This is a genomic window from Nocardioides sp. YR527, from assembly GCF_900101045.1.
In the GTDB taxonomy this organism is placed as follows: domain Bacteria; phylum Actinomycetota; class Actinomycetes; order Propionibacteriales; family Nocardioidaceae; genus Nocardioides.
The window spans coordinates 1-24,972 of record NZ_FNFN01000012.1; the positions used below are offsets into that span (position 1 = coordinate 1).

The window sequence follows — 24,972 nt, forward strand, 5'->3', positions numbered from 1 at the left end:
CCCCACGAAACCCGCGCCGAAGTCACCCGCGCACTACGCCTGCTGCGCACCAAACGCGAGACCCTGCCCGCCAAGAAGCACGGGAACATCCCGCTGTGACCGCGCCCCAGGAACCGCACGAGGAGCAGAAGCCCCTGCTCAGAGTCATCGACCAGAACGCGACCCCGGAGGACGTGGCCGCGATCGTGGCCGTCCTCGCCGCAATCGGCTCAGGAGGCGAGCCCCCGAAGAAGAAGCCACGCTCCCTCTGGGCGAACCCCCAGCTGCGTACGCCTCTCCACCCCGGCCCCAACGCCTGGCGCGCAAGCGGCCTGCCCCGCTGACGAGGACGGCAATGTCATGATCACTGGGTGATCACCTTCTCTCGGCGATATCTCCTGGTCACCCTGGCATGGCTGGTGACCCGGGGGTGGGTGGTGATCCTCTACGGCTTCCCGGCCGCTGCGCAGGAGCAGTTCTCCTGGTGGGGCACGGAGTGGGGCGTGGTGGGCGACGTGAACTACTACCGCGACAGCCTCGACGGCCTCGCCCAGGGCGGGGTCGCGGGGACGCTGGTCGAGTATCCGGTGCCCGCGCTGCTCCTGCTCTGGATCCCGTACGCCGCGATCGGCCTCCTCGACCTGGGCGGCGAGGCCTACATCGTGGCCGTGCTGGCGATGGCGGCGCTGACCGATCTGCTCTTCATGGTGCTGCTGGTCCGCAACCGCCGCGGGACGCACCCGAGGTTCGGGATCTCCGGCGCGGAGGCGTTGTGGCTGGTCGCGGTCCCGGCGCTGGGCGCGACGGCGTACGCCCGCTTCGACCTCTTCCCCGGGATCATGGTCGGGCTGGCGGTGCTCTACGCGGTGACCAGACCGAAGGTGGCCGCGGCGTTCGCGGCCTTCGCGACCGGCGCGAAGTACTGGCCGATCCTGGTCATCCCTGCCCTCGCCGCGAACCGCGCCACCCGCCGCGGGGTCATCCTGACCGTCGCCGCCGCCGGCATCGCCCTGGCCGGGCTGAGTCTCGTCCTCGGTGGCTGGGACCGCCTCTGGACACCGCTGAACTACCAGAGCGAGCGGGGTCTGCAGATCGAGTCGGTCTTCGCGACCCCGGCGATGTACGCGTGGGGCCACGGCGGTCCGGAGAGCGGCTACGCCATCGACTACACCGAGTGGAAGGCGTACGACATCAGCGGGCCGCGGGTCGAGCCGCTGCTCCTCGCGGCGACGGTCGCCTCCGTGGTCGCCGGGGCCCTCGTCATCGTCTGGTGGGTGCTCGCCTGGCGACGTCTCCCGCGCGGTGAGAGGACCGAGGAGACGATCGTGTGGCTGGTGCTCGCGACGGTGGCCGCGTTCCTGGTGACCAACAAGGTGCTCAGCCCTCAGTACATGCTCTGGCTGCTTCCCGCCGCCTCCGCCGGGCTGGTCCTGCTCCGCGGCAGGGCCCGCCGGCAGCTCGGGATCTGGTCGGTCGTGCTGGTCGTGGTGACACTGCTGACCCACGAGATCTTCCCGCGGATGTACGGCTACATGCTCACCTTCGACGACATCGGCTCACCGTGGATCACCGAGGTGCTGGCCTGGCGCAACGGCCTGCTGGTGCTTCTCTTCCTCTACGCCGCATGGCGCACGACCCGGTTGCTGGCCGCCCTCCCCGAGCGGGGGCGGCCAGCAACCGAGGGTCAGGAGAGGCAGACCTTGGCGACGTCGCCCTGAGCCGAGTAGATCGTGACCGGCGCCTCGGCGAAGACCGGCCGGCAGGCGGCCGCGGTGAGCTCGTACACGGTGATGCCGTCGTAGAACCCGTGGTCGTCGCAGTTCTCGTAGTTCACGTAGACCTCCCCGGGCTCGCCTCCGTCGCGGAAGATCCGCAGGATGACGTACGCCGTGACCGGCTGACCCGCCGCACAGTTCTGCGGCGTGTTGGGACCGGAACGGGCCGGTGCGCTCGTGATCGCCTCCACGAGGCCTTCGGCGTCGTTGCCCGTGATCTCTCGCGACCCCGTCAGCGAGGCCGAGGACGGCTCGTAGCGACAGATCGCGATCGACTCCGGCGCATCGCCCACCAGCGGTGAGGTCTTCGGGGCGGTCTTCGGCTGCACCGGATCGCCCTCGGCCAGCGGCGAGGAGGTCTCGCAACCGTAGGGATCCTTCGGCGTCGTCCGCAGCGATCCCTTGATCTCATAGTTGACCTTCTCGTCGCCCGGACCGGTGAGGATCGTGGCGTACGCGTCGCTCTCCCCGACCTGGACCCGGGTCAGCAGCCAGCCCTCGTGCTCCCAGGAGCCGGTCTGGAGGGTGGCGCCCTTGCCGGGCTTCTCGATCAGGACGTAGGGCTGCCACAGCGCGAACGGCACCTTGCCGAACTGCGGCGGGAAGTCACGGTCCTCGGTCTCGTTGCAGGCGATGGCCGGCACCGGCTGGTTGGTGATGTTCGCGACGTACGGAGTCCGCGGCACGGTGTCCCACTGGTCGCCGGGCTTCGCGATGCACTCCGGCAGCGCCGGTGCCGTGGCGTCGGCCCACTCCTCGGGCACCTGGAAGGCGATGTCGTAGCGGACCGCCCAGCGGTTCCCGTCCGCGGGCGCCGGCAGGTCGGTGCGGCCGCGCTCGATGTAGGTGCCTTCGGGAGCCGCCTCGTCCGCACCGAGCGCCTTGGGCGCGTCACCGGCACTGTCCTCGTCGCCGGAGGCGTCGCTCGCGGCCGTGCTCTCGCCACCGCCACCGGTGGGCTGCAGGTTGGCCACCACGCCACCCAGGCCGACGACTGCCAGCACCGCGGCGGCAGCAGCCAGGATCCAGGGCGCCTTCCGGCGTCCGGGAGACTTCTCCTCGGCCTTCTCACGCTCGTCGGACAGGTCGGCCGGTCCAGACTCTTCAGACGCCCCGGGGATCGCGAGCTTCCGCGGCTCGAAGCCGTCGGCCGCACGGGCCAGGGCGGCCCGGAAGGCCCGCTCCTCGCGCTCGAAGTCACTCATTGTCAACCCCCTCGTTCCCTCTGTGATCAACAGAGCCTTGCTCGTTCAACCGCTGCCTCAGCTTGGCCAGCGCCCGGTGCACGTGTGAGCGGGCCGTCGCCTCGGCGCAGTCGAGCACCGTCGCGATCTGCGCGAACGAGAGGTCCTCGTAGAACCGGAGGACCACCGCCGCTCGCTGGTTCGACGGCAGCGTCTGCACCAGCGCCCACGCCTCGTCCGCGTCTCGCTCCTCCGGGCCGGGCTCATGCCTGGTCGCCATCGGCTCGACGTCCTCGACCAGCACCAGCCGGCGCCGTTTGCGCCAGCCGCTGATCGACCCGTTGACGATGCTCCTCTTCACGTACGCCTCCGCCGTCCCGGACGCCGCCAGCGACTCCCACCGCGGCAGCGCGCGGGCGAGGGCGTCCTGCACCAGGTCAGGAGCGTCGGAGTTGTTGCCGGTCACCAGGTAGGCGAACCGCTGCAACGCGGGTCCCCGAGAGGCCACCCAGGCACCGAAGTCTGGTTCGCCCGCCTCCTCGTGGGCATCCACGGACACCTCCTCTGGCACGTTCACACACCTCCTACGCGAAGTCTGTCGTGTTCGTTGCGAGTCGCGCGGAATTGAGTTGCCCCGATCCGCCGCAGACCTATGGTTGGCCAGGTGACCCGTGAAGTAGACGCCCACACCGACCGCTATGTCGAGGAGCTCTGCGCCCTCGACCCGCTGACCGCGACGTACGTCGGTGTCGCCGGCCACGACGCGGAGCTCCCCGACCTCTCCCCGGACGGGATGGCGGCGGTGGAGGAGCTCAACCGGGCAGCCTACGCCGACGTGGCCGCGATCGAACCGGTCGATGAGCGTGAGCAGGTCGCCAAGGACGCGTTCCTGGAACGGGTCGGGCTCGACATCGAGTTCGCCGAGGCGCAGCTGGACCGGAAGTTCGTCTCCGTCATCACCAGCGGCATCCACAACCTGCGCGAGGTCTTCGACCTGATGCCCACCGGCACCGAGGACGACTGGGCAGCGATCGGCGCCCGGCTGGCCAAGATGCCAGACGCGGTCGCGGGCTATACCGCGACCCTCCGGGAGGAGGCGGCGGCCGGACGGGTCTCGGCGACGGCTCAGTACCAGAAGGTCGCCGACCAGATCCTGAGCTGGACCGGGCAGAAGGGGGCCGGCGACTTCTTCGCCGGCCTCGTCTCACGTGCCCCCGACACCACTCCCCCCTCGCTGCGCGCCGAGCTCGAGGCCTCGGCGGGGAGGGCCAACGAGGCTTTCGTCGAGTTCGGGCGCTTCATGGCTGACGACCTGGTTCCGAACGGGCTGCCGAAGGAGGCCGTCGGGCGCGACCACTACCAGCTCTCCTCACGGCGCTACCTGGGCGCCGAGATCGACCTGGAGGAGACGTACGCCTGGGGCTGGGAGGAGCTCAAGCGACTCTCCGACGACATGGACGCCACTGCCGACCGGATCCTGCCGGGAGCGAGCGTCGTCGACGCGGCAGCCCATCTCGACAAGGACCCCGCGCGGCAGCTGACCTCGACCGACGCGCTCAAGTCGTGGATGCAGGACCGGGCCGACCAGGCGATCGCGGAGCTGGCCGACGTGCACTTCGACATCCCCGAGCCGGTCCGGCGGATCGAGTGCATGATCGCGCCCACCACCGACGGCGGGATCTACTACACCGGCCCCTCCGAGGACTTCTCCCGTCCCGGCCGGATGTGGTGGTCGGTGCCCGAGTCGGTCACCTCGTTCGGTACCTGGCGCGAGCTGACCACCGTCTACCACGAGGGCGTTCCTGGCCATCATCTCCAGGTCGCCCAGACCGCCTACCGCGCCGAGCTGCTCAACCGCTGGCAGCGGCTGATGTGCTGGGTCTCGGGCCACGGCGAGGGCTGGGCGCTCTACGCCGAGCGCCTCATGGACGATCTCGGCTACCTGGACGACCCCGGTGACCGCCTCGGCATGCTCGACGGGCAGTCCTTCCGGGCCGCGCGGGTGATCATCGACATCGGTATGCACCTGGAGCTGACGATCCCGGAGGACAACCCGTTCAGCTTCCACCCCGGCGAGGTGTGGACCCCTGAGCTCGGCCGCGAGTTCATCGGGCAGCACTGCCTGATGGAGGACGCCTTCCTCGACTTCGAGGTCGCCCGCTACCTCGGCTGGCCGGGCCAGGCGCCCTCCTACAAGGTCGGTGAGCGGATCTGGCTCCAGGCCCGTGAGGACGCGCGCGCCCGCGCCGGCGCTGCCTTCGACATGAAGGCCTTCCACCGCGCCGCGCTCGACCTCGGCTCACTCGGCCTCGATCCGTTGCGGGCGGCGCTCGGGCGGCTGTAGTTCTGCTGGGTGGTCGGAGGCATTTGGGCGTACGCGGGGTGCGGCTTCGTCTGCGCTCTGTGTCCACGGGGTTGGGGGCCGCGGGGAACCGCTGCGGGCGAGGGAAGGCTTCTCCGCGCGAACGAAAATTCGTTCGCCCCACCGAGCAGAGACTCCTCCAGCGGAAAGAAAATTCCTTCCACCAACCGACCCCATCCCGGCGGAGACGACTCACACGGCGAAAGGAATTTTCCTTCCACCAGCTGCCCCGCTCGCCCACCCCAGCGAAGCGATCAGCCGACTCCCAGACCCCTACCCAACCCGAACCTCCGCACCAAACCCCTGCCGCCGACCCGATAGCCAGCCAAATCTTTTCTCGGCGACGGCCGTCCTTTACTCCGGACGCCGCCGAGAACACCCTCCCCGAAAGGGTCGGCGGCAAACCCCAACCACAAACCCCGAAGCCGAAGCGCGTCGAAAGAAAACGCTAGCGACCCCCGCCCAGGAGACCCTCCAACTCCCCCCGCCCAGCAAGCCCAGAAGGCTCGACAAGACGCCCAGACCGCACGTAGTAGAACGCCGCCCGAACCCGAGACAACGGCACCCCCATCAACTCAGCCCACCCCAGCCGATAGAGCGCGAGCTGAAGCGGGTCGGCGTTCTGGGCCTGGTTGGTCTTCCAGTCGACGATCAGGAAGCTCCCGTCGGGCTCCTGGTAGACCGCGTCGATCCGGCCGCGTACGACCTGACCGGCCAGGACGATCGCGAACGCGGCCTCGACCCGGTAGGGCGGCCGGTCGGCGAACGGGCCCTGCTCGAAGGCGGCGATGACCTCCTCGAGGCCGGACTCGTCCTCGATGCCGTGGTCGGCACGGCCGGGCAGGTCGTCGGGGTCGAAGAGGTCCTGCTGGCCGAAGCGGGCCTCGACCCAGGCGTGGAACCGGGTGCCGAACCGCGCCTGGGAGGACGGCTTGCGGGGCATCGGGCGGACCAGGTCGGCGGCGAAGCCGAGCGGGTCGTCGCGCAGTTTCGACATGGCGGTGGCCGAGAGCGAGGACGGCAGCGGTACGACCACCTCCGGAGCGCGTTCGCGCTCCGCCTCGGTGAGCAGCCGCTCGATCTCCTCGTCCCACTGGTTCACCGTCTCGAGCAGAGTGAGGTCGTCGAGATCGTCAGGTCCCGGCCCGACCTCGCGGACGAGCCTGGCCGCCTCCAGACGGCGCTCCACCTCAGGCGTGTGGTGGTTGATCGGCCAGGGCAGGTCGACCTCCTGGGCGGCGTAGGGGCTCTCCTCCTCACCCTTCACCACGACCTCCGCCCACCGGTCCGGCTTGGCTCCCCACTGGAGCAGCGCCTCCCGGGTCTTCTCCACGTAGGCCGACGGCCCACGCCCCTCCTTCAGCGAGGGTGACCAGCGCCAGCACGAGACGAACTGGATGTGGCGGGCACGGGTCCAGGCGACGTAGGCCAGCCGTAGCTCCTCGACGCGCTCGTGCTCCTTGCGCTCGGCGAGGAGCTCGTCGATCGAGTCGGCGTCGTGGCCGTGGAGCTGCGGCAGATCGTCGCGATCGCCGCGGAGCGCGGCGGGCATGACCGAGGGAACGGTCAGCCACGACGAGCGCGTCTGGCCGGTGGGGAACTTCTTGTGGGTGACCCCGACCAGGAAGACGACGTCCCACTCCAGGCCCTTGGCGCGGTGGACGGTGAGCAGCTTGACCGAGTCGGCCTCCGAGGGCGTAGCCACGTCGAGGCCCTGGCCGTACTCGTCCTCCGCCTCGAGGTAGGCCAGCAGCGCGGCGAGGGTGACCTGACCGTCGAGACCCTCGAAGTCGGCGACCGCCTGGACGAAGAGGTCGAGGTTGTCTCGCCTGGCCGAGGCCGCCGGGGAGACCGAGGCGGCCAGCTCGACGTCGATGCCGGTGACGTCGATGATCCGCCGGACCAGGTCGAGGAGCGGCTCGTTGACCGCCCGGCGCAGCCCGCGGAGCTCGTCGGCGAGAAGCTTGAACCGCTCCCGGGCCTGCGGTGAGTAGTCGTAGTCGGAAGGGTCGCCGGGATCCTCCAGCGCGTCGTTGAGCGAGGGGATCTCGGTGGGGTCGGTGCCCTCGACCGCCGCCTCCAGCTGCCGCTCGATGTCGGCGAACTCCTCCGCGCCGCCGACGACTCCGGCGAGGTCACGCGAGCGCCGGCCGAGGATGGCCAGGTCGCGCGGCCCGATCGCCCAGCGCGGACCGGCCAGCAGCGTGAGCAGCGCGGCGTTGGCGGTGACGTCGTGGAGCAGCTCCATGGTGGCCACGACCTCGGCCACCTCGGGCAGCCGGAGCAGCCCCTTCAGACCGACGATCTCCACCGGGATCTCGCGAGCGGTGAGCGCGTCGAAGACCGCTGCCGCCTGCGAGTTGTCCCTGGTCAGGACGCCGATCTCCTTCCACTCCCCCACCGCCTCATGGGCCTCGATCACCTTGTCGGCGAGCCAGAGCAGCTCGTCGTCGTACGTCTCGTGGACATGCACCCGCACCTCACCGTCGCGTGCGCCCTCGGCGGCGACGAGGCGCTCCTTCTCGCGCCCCTCGTAGAGCTGGGCGGCCAGATGGTTGGCGGTGTCGAGGATGCGCGCGTCGGAGCGGCGGTTGACGGTCAGGGAGTAGGCGGGGCGCCGTCCGTCCTTCGTCGGGAAGTCGCGGCCGAACTCGAGGATGTTGCTCACCGAGGCGCCGCGCCAGCCGTAGATCGCCTGGTTGGGGTCGCCGACGGCGGTGACGGGGTGTCCATCGCCGAAGAGGCGGGCGAGCATCTGGGCCTGGGCCACCGAGGTGTCCTGGTATTCGTCGAGCAGCACGACCTTGAACTTCCCGCGCTCGATCTCACCGACCTCGGGGGTCTCCACGGCCAGCCGGGCGGCGAGCGCGATCTGGTCGGAGAAGTCCATCAGCCCGAGCCGGTCCTTGAGCCGCCGGTAGCCGTCGACCAGGTCGAGCAGCTCGTAGCGCTTGTCGATCGCGTCGATCGCCTTCTCGACCTTGGTCAGCTTGGTCTTGACCCGTTTCCCGTCGGCCAACTGGCCCTCGAGGTCGGCCACCTCCAGCGCGAACAGCGACCGCTCGTTGCGGTCGTAGGCGCGCAGCGTGGCGGGGTCGACGAGGTGCTCGGAGAGCTCGGAGTCGAGCGCGAGCAGCTGCTGGACGGCCAGCTTCGGGTAGTCGGTCAGCTTCTCCACCGGGTGGGTGTGCCGGGCCACGGCTCGAGCCGCGAGCTGGTAGCGGGTCGCGTCGGCGATCAGCCGGGTGTCGGGTTCGTGACCGATCCGCAGCCCGTGCTCGGAGAGCAGTCCGGAGGCGTAGGAGTGGTAGGTCGCCACCGTTGGCTCGGTGGGCTCGTCATCCTCCTCTCCGGGCCGCGGCGGGCCCTCGGGGCGCTCCGGCCACAGCCCCGCCTTCTGCAGCGACTCCCGGATCCTGGTGGCCAGCTCAGCGGTCGCCTTCGTGGTGAAGGTCAGACCGAGCACCTCCCCAGGAAGCACCCGGCCGGTGGCGACCAGCCAGACGACTCGAGCGGCCATGACCGCGGTCTTGCCGGACCCGGCGCCGGCGACCACCACGGCCGGCTCCAACGGCGCCGTGATCGCGCGGAACTGCTCCTCGCTGTAGAGCCAGTCATGGCCCATCAGCTTGGCGAGCTCTTCGGGGGTCTCGACCGTCATCTCGGAACTCATTTCAGGGGTCACGACAGCACCGATCCCGAGGTCTGCGCCGGGCAGAGCGTGACGAACTGGCACCGGTCGCACTGCTTGCCCGGCCTGGCCACGAACTCCTCCGCCCGGACCGTCGCCACCGCCTTCTCCAGCTGGGTGATGATCTCGGGCGGCTCGGGAGCCTGCACCTGCACCTTCGGCAGCTCGCTCCCCGAACCCGCGGGATGGCGCAGCTGGATCAGCTCCGCGCCACCGGAGGTCGCCCCCGGTGCCAGCGACGAGGCCGCACCGTGCTCGACGGCCAGCTGGTAGAGGCCGAGCTGGCCGTGCTCCTTGACCTCCTGCGCGGTGGGCGGATACTTCCCGGTCTTCAGGTCGACGACGACGATCCGGCCGCTCTCATCGAGCTCGAGGCGGTCCGCATAACCGTTCAGCCGCACCGTCTCCCCGCTGGGCAGCGAGACCTTGGCCGTCAGCTGCTCCTCGAAGCCGATCACGGTGCGCGCGCCGGGGCGCCGGTGCCAGGTCAGGAACCTGGCCAGCACATCCTGGACCGCCTCACGCTCGCGGGCAGCGGACCAGGGCGTACGGAACTCGAGGCGGCCCCAGACCTCGTCCACGAACGGCATCAGGTCCTCGACGGTGGCGGCGTCGAGATCGCCGCGGGCGAGCTGCTCGGCGATCGCGTGCACCACCTTGCCGAAACCCTGGCTCGAGGAGTCCGTGACCGCGCCCCCGGCCTCCCGGGCCAGGAACCACTGCGCGGGACAGGTCAGGATCGCCTCCAGCGCCGATGCGCTCAGCGTGATCGGACGGTCCTCGGGGCGCACCGCGACCGAGGCGTACGTCGGGGCCCGCAGCCCCCACCATGTCGAGGGGTCGGCGGAGAGCGCGATCCGCTTGCCGCGCACCTCGGTCGCGGCCAGCTTCTGCAGCCTCCTCGCGGCCGCCTCGCGCAGCGCGTCGGGTCGGGCAGGATCCGCGGCGGTGCGGCGCAGCTCGGCGACCAGACCGGCCAGCGACAACGGTCGAGTCGGTCTGCCGACGCGGTGACGGATCTGGTCCTCGCGCAGACCGAGCTCGTTGATGAACCGCGACGGCTGGTCACCGTCGTCGTCGGGCGACTTCACCGCGGTCACGACAAGCCGGGACCGGGCCCGGGTGGCGGCGACGTAGAAGAGCCGGCGCTCCTCGGCGAGCATCGCCGAGCGCGTCAGTGGCGGCAGCAGCCCGCCGTGATGGCCGTCCGGCAGCGCCGGGGCGATCCGGTCGGGCCCGAGGAGCGAGTCGCGCCGGCGCAGGTCGGGCCATGCCCCCTCCTGGACGTGGGCGACGACCACCAGACCCCACTCCAGCCCCTTGGAACGGTGGGCGGTGAGCAGGCGCACCGCCGAACCGCGCACACCCTTGTCGGCCAGGGTGTCGGCCGGGATCTCCTGGGCACGCAGCGTGGCCAGGAACGCCTCCACCGAGGTGAACTCCTGGCGGCCCTCGATCTTGGCGGCGGTGTCGAAGAGCGCCACGACCGCGTCCAGGTCGCGGTGGGCCAGCCGCACCGCCGCACCGCCCGATTCCACCTGCGCCCGGAGCCGCTGACCCCAATCGGCACCGTCCCACAGCGTCCACAGCACCTGCTCCGCCCCGGCCCCGTCCTTCAGCGCAGCCCGAGCCTCGGCGAGCAGAGCCGCGAGCCGGCGCACCCGCCCCAGCACCCTCTCTTCACCCGCCCCGCCCCCGCTGGTCGAGCCGACCACGCTGGTCGAGCCGGATTCGTGAGGTACGAACGAATCCGTGTCGAGACCAACACGGTCGGCGTCGGCGCTCGATGGGACCGTGTTGGTCTCGACACGCTCGCTGGCGCTCGCGGCTCGACCAGCGGGGAACCCCAGCACGGCGCGGCGTACGAGCTCATGTGCAGAGACGTCCGGGAACCTGGCCCGGAGCAGACGGGTGAGCGCGCGGACGTCGGTGGCGTCGAGGCCACCGAGAGGACCGGTGAGCAGCTCCTCGCAGCGGTCGGGGCGTACGTAGCGCTCGTCGAGGTCCGACTCGACGTCGGCGTCGACGACGATCCCGAGCGCGTCGAGGAGGACGGCGGCGGCGGGCTCGCGGACCAGCGGGGTCTCGTCGGCAGCCACCTCGACCGGCACGCCGGCGGCGGTCAGCGACCGGCGCAGCTGCGGGATCGAGGTGCGACCGGAGCGCACCAGGACGGCCATGTCGGACCAGTCGATGCCGTCCTCGAGATGCGCGCGGCGGAGCAGGTCGGCGATGTGCTCGGTCTCGGCGCGGTCGGTGTCGAAGGTGAGCACCTCGGCCCGGCCGGGGTCCTGAGCCAGCGGGTGCGGGTTGCGGAAGGTGTCGTAGGCCGCGGCCGGGATCGAGCCGCGCACCGAGATGCCCGCCGCGATCGACCGCGACGCCCGCAGCAGCCGCGACCCGAACCGGCGGGTCGTCCCGAGCGCCACCACCGGCGCGTGCCGGCGTTCCCTGGTCAGGAACTGGGAGGGGAAGTCGAGGATCCCGTTGACGTCCGCGCCCCGGAACCCGTAGATCGACTGGTCGGGGTCGCCCACCACGATCAGGTCGCGCCCGTCACCGGCCAGCGCCTGCAGCAGGGCGACCTGGCTCGGGTCGGTGTCCTGGTACTCGTCCACGAACACGCACGCGAACTCCGCCCGGAGCTCGGCCGCATGCCGCTCGGCCTCGATCACCCCGCGCATGATCAGGTCGGGGTAGTCGATCGCCGACTGCGCCCCCAGCACGTCGAGATACTGTTCCAGGAACCATCCGGCCGCGACGAACTCCTCGATGCGCTCCTCCCGGCCGAGCGCCACCAGCTGGTCGGGGTCGAGCCCGCGCTCGCGCGCCCGCGCGATCACGGTCTGCACCTCGCGCGCGAACCCGCGGGTGCCGATCGCCATCCGGAACCGCTCCGGCCACCTCACCGACTCCGGGTGGTCGGCCAGCAGCTCCTGCAGCACCACGTCGGCCTCCGGCGCCGAGAGCAGCGTCAGCGGGGCGGCGTAGAGCTCGGCCGGCGCGTAGCGGCGCACCAGGCCGTAGGCGAAGGAGTGGAACGTCGAGGAGACCGCCCCGGACAACGTCCGCCCCAGCCGCGCCGTCACCCGGTCACGCAGCTGCTCGGCGGCCTTGCGGGAGAAGGTCAGCGCGAGCAGCTGGTCAGGACGTACGCCGCGATTCTCGATCCGGTCGACGACCGCCTCGACCAGCGTGGTCGTCTTGCCGGTCCCCGGTCCGGCCAGCACGAGCAGCGGTCCGCCGGGATGCTCCACGACCGACCGCTGGTGCTCGTCGAGCACCGGCACACCGATAGCGCTCGGCGGCGGGGCAAGGCGGTAGGAGACACTCACGGGCTCCACCCAACCAGAGAGCACCGACATCCGAGCGGGTCGAGATCAATTCGGATCAGACGTCGTGCCCCAGACGCATCCTCACCTCGACCACGTCGTCGAGATCGAGGCCCTCCGCCTTCCGGACGACCACCTTCAACGGCAGCAGATAGGTGCCGTCCTTGGGGAAGAGCGCGGTGGTGAACGTGGTCGCGCCGATGGTGGCGGTGACGGCGACCTGCCCCCAGTACTCCAGACCCCGGGCATCCTCCTTGAGGTCCTCGGCGTCCTCGACAGGCATCGGCACGTAGTAGAACGGCGCCGGCCCGCGCCACTCGATGACTGCTCCTTCGAACGCGTACTCCATCCCTACTCCGCAGTGCCTGGGGCGAGCTCGAAGTCGTCGAAGTCGAACCCGGGCGAGACTACGCAGGAGACGAGCGCGTCCTCGGCCGAGGGGACCGTACGCTGCCACACCCCCGCCGGCACGACCGCCTGCGGCATCTGGCCGGCGGCGACGTCCACCCCGACGAGCACGGTCTCCCCCGCGACCGGAGCCTCGCCGGCGCCGCCGAGCTGCAGGGACACGACGCCGGTGTGCGCCAGCCAGATCTCGTCCGAGGTGACGCGGTGCCACGCGGACGACTCCCCGGCCAGGAGCCGGAAGTAGATCAAGGTCGCGGTCGGACGCACCCGCCCGTCGGACAGGGTGACGGTCTCGGCAGCAGCCCAGGTCTGCCGGAACGCCCCGCCTTCGGGATGCGGCGCGAGGTCAAGAGCGGAAGTGATGGAGTCAGCGGTCACCCGGCTCATTGTGCCGGGTCTCGTTGGCCGGGTCGTCGGGGAAGCGCGGGTCGCCGAGCAGGTACTGCCAGATCAGTCCCGGCTTCTCGTGCGGCACCGGCTCGGGGCCGCCGACCGAGCGGCCCTCGACCGCGTCCCAGACGGCGTCGACGGGACGGGCCACCCGGCGTACGACCTTTCCGGCCAGACCCGTGTGCGGCAGGTGGGGATGCGGGCGCGTAGGCGCCCTCCGCTCCGCGGCGGCCATCCGCTCGGCGATCAGGAGAAGCTCGTCGTCGGTGGCCTCCTCGGCGAGGCGCGAGACCAGCTCGCCCTCCCTCGACTCCTGGTCGATGAGCGCCTCCTCGACCTCGCCCCACAGCGCCGGCCACCCGTGGGTGGTCTCCCAGGTGGAGCCGTACTCGTGCGCCTTCACGTGGAAGAGCAGCACCTCCAGGTGTCGCGCCGTGGGGAGGTAGTCATGGACCAGACCTGCTCCGCCCTCGCAGTGAGCGGAGACCGCCGGCAGCAGTGCCTCGTCCACCGCGTGCAGGTGGCGGGACGTACCGGCGTTGAACTGGTCGATCGGTGGGCAGCCCCGGCGGGTCTGCTCCGGCCTGGCGATGATGCTCCGAGCGTGGGCCAGGCGCCCAGCGAGCTCGTCGTGCTTGCGTCGCAGCTCGTCCTGCAACACGGTCGTGGTGGCCATCTGCCTCACCTCGGCTGCTAGGGGGTCACCTTCCAGAATGCGCCCCTTCTCACCCCCGCGCAACAGGCAACCTGCGATCAGACGTCGGCGGGCCGCTCGTTGTAGACCCCGGCCAGGTTCTGGCCGCTCAGCGCCGCGATCGCCGCCATCACCTCGTCGGTCAGGGCTCGGCGGGCCTTGCCGAGAGGTACGCCGTCGAAGCGGCCGGCCACCTGGATCGACTGCCCGAACTCGACGGTGACCTTCGCCAGCCGCGGCAGGCTCGACCCGACCGGCTGGAGCTCCGCGGTCCCCCGCAGACCCACCGGCACCACGGGCACGCCGGCGGTCAGCGCCAGGTGCGCCACCCCGGTGCGCCCGCGGTAGAGCAGGCCGTCGCGCGACCGGGTGCCCTCCGGGTAGATCCCGAACGCCTCACCCTTGTTCAGGACCTTCAGGGCCACCTCCAGCGAGCCGAGCGCGGCCTGCGGGTCGTCGCGGTCCACGGGCAGCATCCCCATGCCCTCGAACCACGCTCTCTGGGCAGCGCCCTTGAGCCCGGTGCCGGTGAAGTAGTCGGACTTGGCCAGGAAGTGCACGGGCCGGGGCGAGACCGACGGGATCACGATCGAGTCGGCGAAGCTGAGGTGGTTGCTGGCCAGGATCACCCCGCCGGTGCGCGGGACGTTCTCGGCCCCCGTCACCGTGGGACGCCAGACCGCGCGCAGAACGGGGGGTACGACGGCGTGGAGGACGCGATACATCACGGGATCATCGTAGGCGGCAACCACATCGCTTCGCGCAGGTCCACAGCCCCCGAGACACGTCGCGGGGTGCCCTCCTCGAGATAGGCCTGCCGGGCCTCCTCGCCGTGGGAGGCGGGGAGCGAGCCATCGGCCCGCACCACCCGCCACCACGGCATCCCGGCGCCCTCGCGCGCCATCACCGAACCGACCTGCCGAGGCCCGCCTCCGAACTCGTCGAAGAGGGCATCGGCGATCGCGCCGTACGTCGTCACCGAACCGCGTGGGATCTGCTCGACGATCCGCAGCACAGCCTCGACGTACGCCTCCCGGTCGGTCATGCCCGGCAGGTTAGCGCGCTGTCAGAGGCTGCCGTCAGAGGCTCCTGTCAGAGGACGCCGGTGAAAGGCTCGGTGCCATGAACCAGACGCAGACCGGAGATGCCCGAGGTCGCCTGGGCGTACTCCAGCTCGAGGTCGAGGTCGCCGATGTTGTTGGAGCCCGGGAGCGGGAGCAGGCCGAGCGTCGACAGGGTGCCGACGGCCTTGCCCTCGGAGTTCAGGAAGCCCGATCCGGAGTCACCGGGGATGCCCGGGGTGAGGTTGTAGAGCGGGTGCGACCATCGGGTGCCGCTGTCCCCGAGCGAGAGGCCGATCTTCGGCGAGAGCAGGTCCAGGTCGGCGCGCACCGAGGAGTTGCCGTAGGAGTAGACCCGGTCACCGGCGGCGGTGCCGTCGGTGTCGATCCCGGTCGGACCGCCCCAGATCGGCACGCTCGGGTTGACCTTGCCCTTGTCACCGGAGCTCACCTTGACCAGCGCGAGGTCGTTGTAGGCGCAGGTGTTTTCGTCGGTGGTGTCCCGCTGCTGCATGGTCACCCACGAGGAGTACGCCAGCGTGCCCTTCCCGATGACGGTGCCCTCGGTCAGCAGCGAACCGCCCTCGTTGAAGGTCACCGGGGTGCCCAGCGGGAGCGACTCGGCCGCGCACCCGTTGGTGTCGGTGGCCTCGCCCAGGCCGGCACAGTGGGCGGCGTAGCCGACGTAGACGTTGGCAGCGGAGTCGGTGTAGACGAAGTTGGCGGTGCACTGGGCACCCTTGGTGTACATCTGCACGCCCGGGGTGATGGTGGCCGTGTCGGCCGGAGCCCAGGCGTGCGCCGGCGCCGGGATCAGGGCCGGCACCAGCGCGGCGGTCAGGGCGGTCGCGGCGAAGGCTGCGGCGCGGCGTACGGAACGGGTGCGGAGCATGTGGGGGCCTCGTCTCTGAAGTGATGTGACTCACAAGTAACGAGGCTCGACACCCCGGGGTTACGGGACCGCCACCACCACGGTGTTGCCCTGGAACGAGGTGCCGTCCCAGTCGTCGCACGTCACCACGACCAGCTTCGGCTCGCCGTCGGTGTCGAAGAGCCGCTTGCTGCGCTTGGCGACCTGCTCCTTGGAGAGGTCGCGCACCGACCGAACGGTGTAGCTGAACTCCTCGTCCTTGGTCCGCACGACGATTTCGTCACCCTCCTCGACCTCGCCCAGCCGGTCGAGGATGCCGCCGCCGTTGTGCAGGGTGTGCCCGACGATCAGCACCGAGCCGGCGTCCGCGCCGGGCTTCGCACCGCCCTTCCACCAGCCCATGAGCGAGGCGTCGGCCGGCGGGGTGAGCGTGCCGCCCTCCATCGCCAGCGGCACCACGTCGGCGTGCACGTTGAGCGACTCGATGGAGACGCCGCGTACCTTGCCCTTCTTCTTGGGCACCTCGGCCAGCGCCTCGGCCGGGATCGAGGACGTCGTCGCGGGCGGGGTCGCGTTGGCCTTCTGCGCCTCGTCGATCTTGATGTAGTAGTCGTACGCGGCATAGCCGAGCACGCCGACCGCGACCACGAGGACGACGACGAAGATCTCGCCGATGAAGGTCCTCAGGCTGGGTTGACCGTTGCTCACTCGGCCGAGCGTGCCACAGCCTCAGCTCGTTTGCGACGTACGGCCAGTCCGGCCCCCGCCCCCATCAGCAGTGCACCGACCCCGGCGAAGACATAGGACGGAGGTACGCCGCGAGTCGGGTCCGCGACGTTCGACTCCAGCCTCTCCGGGTCGATCGCAGTGCCGACGGCCGCGCCGGAGGCCGGCTCCGGGGCCTGGTCGCTCGCGTGGGCAGGGGCACCGAGAAGCAGTCCGCCGGCCAGGGTGGCACCGGCGAGCGTCGCGCTGAGACGAGCGCGTGTGGACAACGTCGAATCCTCCGAGGTTCGGGCATTGATGCAACTCCGCCCCCCGCAGCTGCGATCGCAAAACTATCGGGTACGCCACGTACAGATAAAGCCAGCGGCGACCCCAGAGGGGCCACCGCTGGCCTACAGTTCAGTAACCCTCAGTAGGAGGGCTGGGAGGGGTCGATCTGGTTGACCCACGCCACCACGCCACCACCGACGTGGACCGCGTCCGCGTAGCCGGCACCCTTGGCGATCGCGAGCACCTCGGCGCTGCGTACGCCGCTCTTGCAGTGGAACACGAGCGGCTTGGCACCATCTGAGGTGAGCTCGGCGACCTGAGGGATCGCGTTGCCGTTGAGGAACTCGCCCTTGGGGATCAGGACGGCGCCGGGGATCTGGTTGATCTCGTACTCGTTCGGCTCACGCACGTCGACGAGGACGAAGTCGCGGCTGCCCTCCTCGCGCTCCTTGATCATCTCGGAGAGCTGGTTGACCGAGATGGTCGAGCCGGCCGCGGCGTCGGCCGCCTCGGTGGAGATCGCACCGCAGAAGGCGTCGTAGTCGATCAGGTCGGTGACCGTCGCGTTCTCCCCGCACAGCGCGCAGTTGGGGTCCTTGCGGACCTTCAGCTTGCGGTACTCCATCTCGAGTGCGTCGTAGATCATCAGCTTGCCGACCAGCGGCTCACCGATGCCGGTCAGCATCTTGATGGCCTCGTTGACCTGGATCGAGCCGATCGAGGCGCAGAGCACACCCAGCACGCCGCCCTCGGCGCAGGAGGGGACCATGCCCGGGGGCGGGGGCTCCGGGTAGAGGCAGCGGTAGCACGGGGCGTCGTCGGTCAGGGTCGGCGCGAACACCGAGGCCTGTCCGTCGAAGCGGTAGATCGAGCCCCAGACGTACGGGATGCCCAGGAAGTAGGCCGCGTCGTTGACCATGTAGCGGGTCGCGAAGTTGTCGGTGCCGTCGACGATCAGGTCGTAGCCGGTGAAGATCTCGCGCACGTTGTCGTTGTCGAGCCGCACGTCGTGCAGCACGATGTCGACGTACGGGTTGACCTCCTTGATCGCCGCCGCGGCCGACTCCGCCTTCGGCTGGCCGACCGTCGACTGCTTGTGGATGATCTGGCGCTGCAGGTTGGACTCGTCGACCTCGTCGAACTCGACGATGCCGAGAGTGCCGACGCCTGCCGCGGCCAGGTAGAGCAGGGCGGGCGAGCCGAGACCGCCAGCGCCGATGACCAGCACCTTGGCGTTCTTCAGGCGCTTCTGCCCGGCCATGCCGACGTCGGGGATGATGAGGTGGCGGCTGTAGCGGCGCACCTCGTCGATCGTCAGCTCGTCAGCGGGCTCCACGAGCGGGGCTAGGGACACAACTGCTCCTCAGTTCGGACGTACGTATGCCTACTTGAACACCGCAGGCACATCTCCATGTTCCCTCATTCGTGGGCGAGGCAACGACGCGTCCCGCGATCCGAGTACCAGCGGGTAGGCTGCTGGGGTGACCACGCACCAATCCGAGCTCGACCCCACTCGACCGCGAGGGGCCCGACTGCCCCGAACGGAACGACGAGCCCAGCTTCTCGAATCCGCTCTCGAGGTCTTCGTCGCCTACGGCTTCCACGCTGCCGCGATGGACGACATCGCCGAGAGGGCCGGAGTCTCGAAGCCCGTTCTCTACCAGCACTTCCCCGGCAAGCTCGACCTCTATCTGGCCCTGCTGGAGAAGTCCGCGAACGAGATCATCGATCGCTGCCGGGAGGCCCTGGCGTCGACCGACGAGAACAAGGAGCGCGTGGCCCGCACCGTCGAGGTCTTCTACGACTACGTCGCCTCCGAGTCCGGTGCGTTCCGGCTCGTCTTCGAGTCCGACCTGACCAACGACCCCGCCGTGCGCGAGCAGGTCGACCGGGTCACCAACGAGTGCGCCGAGGTCATCGCCGAGGTCATCGCCGAGGACACCGGCTTCGCTCCCACCGCCTCCCACCTGCTCGCCGTGGGCCTGGTCGGCCAGATCCAGGTCAGCGCGCGCTACTGGCTCCACAACAACGGCGAGCTCTCCCAGGCCGACGCGGCGCGTCTGGTCGCCGGGCTCGCCTGGCGCGGCATCGGCGGCTACCCCAAGACCGACTGAATCCATTCCAATCAGCTCGAAGTTCCGCTCGTAGCGCAACAACGGGGTTCCTCACGGTCCGTGTGAGAGGATTCCGAAGCATTGATCGACCCATCGCAAGGAGGACCCGTGGAGGTCAAGATCGGCGTCCAGCAGGCCGCCCGTGAGCTCGTCGTAGAGACCGAGGAGTCCAGCGAATCGGTGGAGAAGCTCATCGCCGACGCCCTCGGCGGCGGCGCTGTGCTCGCTTTGACCGACAGCAAGGGCCGGAAGGTCATCGTCCCGACCGAGAAGCTCGCCTACATCGAGATCGGCCCGGCCAAGGTCGGCAAGGTCGGGTTCGCCGGCTGAACCGATCCGGACCGTACGACTCAGGGATGGCCCTGATTCCGGTGGCGAACTTCCGGGTTTGAGCCATGTTGTCCGTGCAATGTCGTCTCAACAGGTGCAATATCGAGGGATAGGCGCATTCATGGCGCCCTCACAACCTGAAGGGATCTGGGCATGATCGGGACCATCATCACCGTCCTCGTCGGCGGCGTCATCATCGGGCTCCTCGGCAAGTTCCTCGCCCCGGGTAGCCGGGACAACATTCCGTTCTGGCTGGTCGTCGTCTGCGGAATCGTGGGCATGCTCGTCGGCGGCTGGATCTACTACGCGATCTTCGGCGTTGCCGGCAACGTCGCGGGCAACCCGAACTACGACATGTGGAACACGTCCAAGGGCATCGACTGGTGGCGTCACCTGTGGCAGGTCGTCGTCGCGGCCATCGCGGTCGTCGTGGCCGCCGGCATCACCGGAAAGTCCAAGGCCTGAGCCTCGTCCAGGTCATCTCGAAGCGGTCCCGCCCCTTGGGGTGGGGCCGCTTCTGCTGTTGCAGGTACGCCCCACCAACCCCCGCCGGCTACGTGTAACACGTCGTTCGTAGGACTACTCGCCCTATTGGAACGACCGGATAGTCCTACGAACGACGTGTTACACGCCAGCCAGCCTCACCAGTTCGGCTGAGCCGGAGGCTGCGGCGAGGCCACGTCCGGCGGCCGGATGAGGTAGACGATCCGCCCGGAGCGGGCCCAGGCGCGGTCGAGCTCGCCCACGTCGTACGTCGCCCGCACCTCCGCATCGCTGACGATCCGATGGGAGGCGGGGTCGTGGACGACGGGGTCGCCTTCCTCGTCGAAGCCGGTCAGCACGAGCAGGTGACCGTTGGTGACATACCCGGCGCCGGTCAGCTCGCCGTCCTGGTGCGAGACGGCCAGCACGAGCGGGATCCCGGCCTCGAGGAATCGGGCGGCCTCGGCGAAGGAGCGGAGCCTGGTGACGTACGCGACCAGGCCGCGGGTGCCCGCATAGGCGGTGTTGAAGGCCCAGTTGCCGGCACCACCGAAGGACTCGTCGTAGACCTCCCTGACGGTGAATGGCACCTGCGGGTCAGGGGTCTCGTAGTCCACCCAGGCCGTCTCGGCGGGCGTCGGCCCAACGCCCCAGAAGTCGGCGATCATCGCCGTCGAGGCGGCACTGCACCAGGACTGCCCGCCACCGTCCCACTGCGGGTAGCGGTCACGGTGGAGCTGCTGCGAATAGGCGGGTACGCCACCCACGACCGTCCCGCGAGGCACCGCCTCCGGGGCCGGCGCCGAGTCCCGGGCGCCGGCCGAGACCATCGCCCCGAGCAGGCTCGCCCGCGGCATCTGGGCCGAGCCGAACGACCTCAGCCGCAGCGAGAACGAGGTGAACCGGTGCCCGTCCCGCCCCAGGATCGTGTCGTCGTCCGCGACCGCGACCGGATCGTCCTGACCGGCGACGGAGGTGGAGGTGAAGGCCGGGTCCGAGGACCAGCGAGCCAGCACCAGCCAGCCGCTTCGCTCCCCCGACTCGGCAACCACCTGAGCCGCGACCTCGACCCAGGTCCCGGGCGGGGTCACCACGTTCCAGGAGGCGACCAGCTCGTCGAAGCAGAAACCCGGGCTGACCTCGGGCGACACCCAAGCATTGGCCTTCGGGTCAATCTGCTCGCCCGACCAGCCGGTCCAGAGGACGTCAGTGCTCAAGCCCGAGCTTGCCCATTCGCTCGACGTGGCGCTGGGTGAGCCGGGTGAGCATCTCGCCGATCGTGCCGAGGTCGAGGCCCGGAAGGTGGCCGCCGGCGATCAGGTCACTGAGCCCCTCGCGGGTGGCCGCGACCTGCTGGGCCTGGGTGATCGCCTCGCCCATGAGGCGACGGCCCCACAGCGCCAGCCGTCCGCCGATGAGGTGATCGGCCTCGATGCCGGCCCGCACCCGGTCCACCACGAAGTCGGCGCGCCCGGCGTCCTCGAGGGTGGTGACCACGAGCTTGTGGGTGTCCTCGTCGAGGAAGCCGGCGACCTCACGGTAGAAGTCGTTGGCGAGCCCGTCCCCGACGTACGCCTTCACCAGCGACTCCCACCAGTCGGCGGGCTTGGTGTGGGTGTGGAACTCGTCGAACCCCTCGCGCAGCGGCTCCATGGCCGCGTACGGGTCGGTCCCGAGCTCCACCAACCGGTCGAGGACCGGCTGGATCTTGGCGTGCTGAGCGGCCGCCATCGCGAGAAGAGCCGTCTTGTCCTCCAGGGAGGGCGCCATCTTGGCGTCGTCGGTCAGCCTCTCGACAGCCGAGACCTCGCCATAGGCGACCGCTCCGAGAAGGTCGATGACGGCAGCCTTGTAAACAGGATCACCGAACGGATCCTGAGGACCCGTGAACTCTGACGATGCAACCACGAGAGAACCCTACCGATAGAATGCCTTTTGACCGACCCAGCGCCGCTGATATTCAGCTTTCATATCGCGGCGGCTCGGATCCCGTATGTGCGCGGCGTGGCACTCGCTTGGCAAGCTCGAGACACCCGTGAGTCGCTCGCCGCATTCGATGAGACAAGCGAGTAGCGACGAAATCATGACAACGTTCAAGGACCTCGGTGTTCATCCCGAGATCTGCGCTCCGCTCGAGCGCAAAGGCATCACCACCCCCTTCGCCATCCAGGAGATGACCCTCTCGGTCGCCCTGCAGGGCACCGACCTGATCGGCCAGGCCCGCACCGGGTCCGGCAAGACGCTGGCCTTCGGCATCCCGGTGGTGCAGCGCAGCGTGTCCCCCAAGGACCCTGACTACATCGACCTCCCGCAGGGCAAGCCGCAGGCGCTGATCGTGGCTCCGACCCGAGAGCTGGCCATGCAGGTCTCGGCCGAGATCTCGCTGATCTCCGAGGACCGCGGCCTCCGCGTGCTGACCGTCTACGGCGGCGCCGGCTACGACCCCCAGATCGACGCGCTGGAGAAGGGCGTCGACATCGTGGTCGGCACCCCCGGCCGCCTGATCGACCTGGCCAACCGGAAGGTCCTCGACCTCTCCCACGTGCACGCCCTCGTCCTCGACGAGGCCGACGAGATGCTCGACCTCGGGTTCCTGCCCGACGTGGAGAAGCTCGTCACCCTCACCCCGGAGACCCGCCAGACGCTGCTCTTCTCGGCCACCATGCCGGGTGCGATCGTGGCGCTGGCGCGCTCCTACATGCGCCACCCGATGAACATCCGCGCCGAGTCGGCGAGCGAGCGCGAGACCGTGCCCGCCACCGCGCAGTTCGTCTACCAGGCCCACGACCTCGACAAGCCCGAGATGATCGGCCGCCTGCTGCAGTGCGAGGACCACGACAAGGTCGTCGTCTTCGCCCGCACCAAGCGGCAGGCACAGCGCGTGGCCGACGACCTCGCCGAGCGCGGCTTCCTGGCCTCTCCCCTGCACGGCGACATGCAGCAGGCCGCCCGCGAGCGGGTGATGCAGAAGTTCCGTGACGGCAAGGTCGACGTCCTGGTGGCCACCGACGTCGCCGCCCGCGGCATCGACGTCACCGGCGTCTCCCACGTGGTCAACTACACGACCCCCGACGACGAGAAGACCTACGTCCACCGCATCGGCCGCACCGGCCGCGCCGGCGCCACCGGTGTCGCGGTCACGTTCGTCGACTGGGCCGACCTCCACAAGTGGAAGATGATCAACAAGGCTCTCGACCTTCCCTTCGACGAGCCGGCCGAGACCTACTCCTCCTCGGAGCACTTCCTCCACGACATGGGCATCCCGAAGGGCACCAAGGGCCGGATCAAGGCCGCCGCGCCCGCGAAGCCCAAGGACAAGGACTCCGGCAAGGACGGCGAGAAGCGCGAGCGCGCTCCCCGCAACCGCGACCGTCAGCGCACCCGTTCGCGCGGCGGCCAGGTCGTCGACAAGTCCGCTGCCCCGGCTGCGGCCGAGTCCGCCGAGTCCACGAAGCCCGCCGACGGCGAGGCCAAGGCCGAGGGCTCCGCACCCCGTCGTCGCCGTCGCCGCCGCTCGTCGGGCTCGGGCGGCTCCGCGCCCAAGGCCGACGCCTGAGCTGCCAGGGCCAGGCTAAGGAATCACGACCACCTTGGTGCCGAGCCGCGCGAAGCGCCACATCGCCTTCGCGTCCGGCTCGGCCTGGCGGATGCACCCGTGCGACAGCGGTGTGCCGAGCTGGGCGCGGGTCTGCACGCGCTTGCCCTTGTCCACCGGGATGTTGTGGAAGCCGATCGCGGCGCGGGGGCCCTTGGTGAAGCGTACGAACCACTTCATCCGGCCCGAGTCGTCGATCCCCTTCGCGTGCTCGGAGCGGGAGAAGACCTTGTAGGTGCCGGGCTCGAGGTTGTCGTAGGCGCTGCCCGAGACCGGATAGGTACGCCGCGTCCGATCGCCCGCGGAGACGATCCAGACCCGCTGACGGCTGATCGAGAAGACGGCCCGGCGACCGGTGCCGGAGTCGTCCGGGAGCACCTTTTCCGCAGCGGCGACCCGCGCGTCGACGTGGCGGTCGATCGCGGCCTCACGCTGGCTGTCATGCGGCCAGACCGGGGTGCGGGCCGCGCCGTCCGCGCCCAGCTTCATCCCGCTGTCGGCCGCGCTGGGCCGGCCATTGGCCACCGGCTCGGCGATGACCTCCATCCCGACGTACAGACCGGCCGATGTCATCAAGGACGCGACGAAGAGCATCTTGGTGCGCCTGAGGGGCCGCGATCTCATGTGCCGCCCAGTGCGGTTCACTTCGCCATCACGCGCCCGAGTCCCCCTGCTAAATCCACGTCGAACATCATCCAAACACGTATCACCGCAAGTCAACTGTCACACGACAGACAGAAACCGTGATTCCGCTGGCGAACCGACGGCCCGGCGCCTGGATCGCCATCGCGACCCGTGGTGGCAGGATTGCCCCATGTCGAACCCCACCTCCCTGGTCACCGGCGCAACCGCCGGCATCGGACTCGCCTTCGCCCAGCAGCTCGCTGCCCGCGGACACGACCTCGTCCTCGTCGCCCGTGACGAGGAGCGCCTCGACGGCGTCGCCAAGAATCTGACGGACGCTCACGGCATCGGTGTCGAGGTGCTCCGCGCCGATCTGACCGACAGCGCCGATCTGGCCAGGGTCGAGGCCCGTCTGGCCGATGCCGATCACCCGGTCGACCTGCTGGTCAACAACGCCGGCCACGGCCTCAAGCGCCGCTTCCTCGACAACACCGCCGATGAGGAGACCGCGATGGCGGAGGTGCTCGTGATCGCCCCGCTGCGCCTCTCCCACGCCGCGCTGCGCGGCCAGGTGGCCCGCGGCCACGGCGGCATCATCAACGTCGGCTCCGTCGCCTCCTACCTTCCCCGCGGCACCTACTCGGCCGCCAAGGCGTGGATCAACTCCTTCACGGAGTGGGCCCACAACGAGTACGCCGGCCAGGGCATCAAGATCATGGCCCTGCTGCCGGGATTCACCAAGACCGAGTTCCACGAGCGCCTCGGCTCCGGCTACGACTCTGCCCCCTCCTGGATGTGGCTCGACGTCGACGACCTGGTCCGTGAGGCGCTCGAGGACTACGACGCCGACAAGACCTTCTCGATCCCGAGCAAGCGCTACAAGGCCCTGGCCACCATGGCCCGAGTGGTCCCGTCCGGCGTACTCCAGAAGTTCCAGTCGCTGGGCCGCAAGTAGTCCCAGAGACGACCGGAGCGAGGTCGAGCGGCGAGCGTGGTCGTCCGCTTGCGCCGAGCGAGGGAGTGACCGCGCGTAGCGCGGACGTACGCGCCCGTTACGCGCCAGCAGATGGGCGCGTACGTCTG

Annotated in this window: 24 protein-coding genes; 8 read left to right on the plus strand and 16 right to left on the minus strand. The window is 69.9% G+C overall.

The window, feature by feature from the left end:
* The first annotated feature begins 95 nt into the window (after positions 1-95).
* Positions 96-323: an acyl-CoA carboxylase epsilon subunit gene (locus tag BLT25_RS27105; RefSeq protein WP_091052581.1), complete on the plus strand. Its 228-nt coding sequence runs from the start codon at positions 96-98 to the stop codon at positions 321-323.
* A gap of 27 nt (positions 324-350) precedes the next feature.
* Positions 351-1,697: a glycosyltransferase 87 family protein gene (locus BLT25_RS27110; protein WP_091052583.1), complete on the plus strand. Its 1,347-nt coding sequence runs from the start codon at positions 351-353 to the stop codon at positions 1,695-1,697.
* On the opposite strand, the gene BLT25_RS27115 is transcribed toward BLT25_RS27110, so the two are convergent.
* Together BLT25_RS27115 and BLT25_RS27120 are read right to left on the minus strand one after the other, a co-directional pair.
* Positions 1,664-2,959 (minus strand): hypothetical protein, encoded by a 1,296-nt coding sequence (locus BLT25_RS27115; RefSeq protein WP_091052584.1) that lies wholly within the window; start codon positions 2,957-2,959, stop codon positions 1,664-1,666. The two genes, BLT25_RS27110 and BLT25_RS27115, sit on opposite strands and share 34 nt — an antisense overlap.
* A complete protein-coding gene (locus tag BLT25_RS27120; RefSeq protein WP_256328819.1) occupies positions 2,952-3,509 on the minus strand; it encodes a SigE family RNA polymerase sigma factor in 558 nt (185 codons plus the stop codon). Before BLT25_RS27120 ends, BLT25_RS27115 begins: the two co-directional genes overlap by 8 nt.
* A 93-nt stretch (positions 3,510-3,602) precedes the next feature.
* On the opposite strand from BLT25_RS27120, the gene BLT25_RS27125 reads away from it, so the two are divergent.
* On the plus strand, positions 3,603-5,282 hold the full coding sequence (locus BLT25_RS27125; protein ID WP_218131496.1) for a DUF885 domain-containing protein: 1,680 nt from the start codon (positions 3,603-3,605) through the stop codon (positions 5,280-5,282).
* A 466-nt stretch (positions 5,283-5,748) separates the two neighbouring features.
* Here BLT25_RS27125 and BLT25_RS27130 read toward each other — a convergent pair whose 3' ends face one another.
* From BLT25_RS27130 to moeZ, 11 genes are all read right to left on the minus strand, one after another.
* Positions 5,749-8,961, minus strand: a complete 3,213-nt coding sequence (locus tag BLT25_RS27130) for an ATP-dependent DNA helicase (RefSeq protein ID WP_218131497.1) — start codon at positions 8,959-8,961, stop codon at positions 5,749-5,751.
* 20 nt (positions 8,962-8,981) lie between these two features.
* Positions 8,982-12,326: an ATP-dependent helicase gene (locus BLT25_RS27135; protein WP_091052732.1), complete on the minus strand. Its 3,345-nt coding sequence runs from the start codon at positions 12,324-12,326 to the stop codon at positions 8,982-8,984.
* A gap of 55 nt (positions 12,327-12,381) precedes the next feature.
* The gene (locus BLT25_RS27140) at positions 12,382-12,672 is read right to left on the minus strand and encodes a DUF1905 domain-containing protein (RefSeq protein ID WP_091052590.1); all 291 of its coding nucleotides are present in this window, start codon (positions 12,670-12,672) and stop codon (positions 12,382-12,384) included.
* A 2-nt stretch (positions 12,673-12,674) separates the two neighbouring features.
* Complete coding sequence (locus BLT25_RS27145) at positions 12,675-13,118, minus strand: cupin domain-containing protein (protein ID WP_091052591.1); 444 nt, start codon at positions 13,116-13,118, stop codon at positions 12,675-12,677.
* On the minus strand, positions 13,099-13,797 hold the full coding sequence (locus BLT25_RS27150) for a hypothetical protein (RefSeq protein ID WP_091052593.1): 699 nt from the start codon (positions 13,795-13,797) through the stop codon (positions 13,099-13,101). Before BLT25_RS27150 ends, BLT25_RS27145 begins: the two co-directional genes overlap by 20 nt.
* Before the next feature lie 77 nt (positions 13,798-13,874).
* On the minus strand, positions 13,875-14,540 hold the full coding sequence (locus BLT25_RS27155; RefSeq protein WP_091052595.1) for a lysophospholipid acyltransferase family protein: 666 nt from the start codon (positions 14,538-14,540) through the stop codon (positions 13,875-13,877).
* Positions 14,540-14,860 (minus strand): MGMT family protein, encoded by a 321-nt coding sequence (locus BLT25_RS27160; protein WP_091052597.1) that lies wholly within the window; start codon positions 14,858-14,860, stop codon positions 14,540-14,542. The genes BLT25_RS27155 and BLT25_RS27160 overlap by 1 nt, the downstream gene beginning before the upstream one ends.
* Before the next feature lie 47 nt (positions 14,861-14,907).
* A complete protein-coding gene (locus BLT25_RS27165; RefSeq protein WP_091052599.1) occupies positions 14,908-15,768 on the minus strand; it encodes a serine protease family protein in 861 nt (286 codons plus the stop codon).
* 60 nt (positions 15,769-15,828) lie between these two features.
* On the minus strand, positions 15,829-16,455 hold the full coding sequence (locus BLT25_RS27170) for a class F sortase (protein WP_091052601.1): 627 nt from the start codon (positions 16,453-16,455) through the stop codon (positions 15,829-15,831).
* Positions 16,452-16,742: a hypothetical protein gene (locus BLT25_RS27175; protein WP_091052603.1), complete on the minus strand. Its 291-nt coding sequence runs from the start codon at positions 16,740-16,742 to the stop codon at positions 16,452-16,454. Before BLT25_RS27175 ends, BLT25_RS27170 begins: the two co-directional genes overlap by 4 nt.
* Positions 16,743-16,882: 140 nt before the next feature.
* The gene (gene moeZ / locus BLT25_RS27180) at positions 16,883-18,097 is read right to left on the minus strand and encodes an adenylyltransferase/sulfurtransferase MoeZ (protein ID WP_091052605.1); all 1,215 of its coding nucleotides are present in this window, start codon (positions 18,095-18,097) and stop codon (positions 16,883-16,885) included.
* Positions 18,098-18,224: 127 nt separating this feature from the next.
* Between moeZ and BLT25_RS27185 the strand changes: the two genes are divergently transcribed.
* From BLT25_RS27185 to BLT25_RS27195, 3 genes are all read left to right on the plus strand, one after another.
* Positions 18,225-18,857, plus strand: coding sequence for a TetR/AcrR family transcriptional regulator (locus BLT25_RS27185; protein ID WP_091052606.1), 633 nt, complete (start codon positions 18,225-18,227; stop codon positions 18,855-18,857).
* A 108-nt stretch (positions 18,858-18,965) separates the two neighbouring features.
* Positions 18,966-19,187 (plus strand): DUF3107 domain-containing protein, encoded by a 222-nt coding sequence (locus BLT25_RS27190; protein ID WP_091052608.1) that lies wholly within the window; start codon positions 18,966-18,968, stop codon positions 19,185-19,187.
* Between the two features lie 153 nt (positions 19,188-19,340).
* The gene (locus tag BLT25_RS27195) at positions 19,341-19,652 is read left to right on the plus strand and encodes a hypothetical protein (RefSeq protein WP_091052609.1); all 312 of its coding nucleotides are present in this window, start codon (positions 19,341-19,343) and stop codon (positions 19,650-19,652) included.
* A 176-nt stretch (positions 19,653-19,828) separates the two neighbouring features.
* Here BLT25_RS27195 and BLT25_RS27200 read toward each other — a convergent pair whose 3' ends face one another.
* The gene (locus BLT25_RS27200) at positions 19,829-20,887 is read right to left on the minus strand and encodes a C39 family peptidase (RefSeq protein WP_143033884.1); all 1,059 of its coding nucleotides are present in this window, start codon (positions 20,885-20,887) and stop codon (positions 19,829-19,831) included.
* Positions 20,877-21,578 (minus strand): ferritin-like fold-containing protein, encoded by a 702-nt coding sequence (locus BLT25_RS27205; protein WP_091052612.1) that lies wholly within the window; start codon positions 21,576-21,578, stop codon positions 20,877-20,879. The genes BLT25_RS27200 and BLT25_RS27205 overlap by 11 nt, the downstream gene beginning before the upstream one ends.
* 175 nt (positions 21,579-21,753) lie before the next feature.
* Between BLT25_RS27205 and BLT25_RS27210 the strand changes: the two genes are divergently transcribed.
* Complete coding sequence (locus BLT25_RS27210) at positions 21,754-23,226, plus strand: DEAD/DEAH box helicase (RefSeq protein ID WP_176884331.1); 1,473 nt, start codon at positions 21,754-21,756, stop codon at positions 23,224-23,226.
* A gap of 15 nt (positions 23,227-23,241) precedes the next feature.
* Here BLT25_RS27210 and BLT25_RS27215 read toward each other — a convergent pair whose 3' ends face one another.
* Positions 23,242-23,889, minus strand: a complete 648-nt coding sequence (locus BLT25_RS27215) for a L,D-transpeptidase (RefSeq protein WP_091052615.1) — start codon at positions 23,887-23,889, stop codon at positions 23,242-23,244.
* Between the two features lie 190 nt (positions 23,890-24,079).
* On the opposite strand from BLT25_RS27215, the gene BLT25_RS27220 reads away from it, so the two are divergent.
* Entirely contained in the window at positions 24,080-24,844 is a 765-nt protein-coding gene (locus BLT25_RS27220; RefSeq protein ID WP_091052617.1) for an SDR family NAD(P)-dependent oxidoreductase, read from the plus strand.
* The last annotated feature ends 128 nt before the right edge of the window (positions 24,845-24,972 follow it).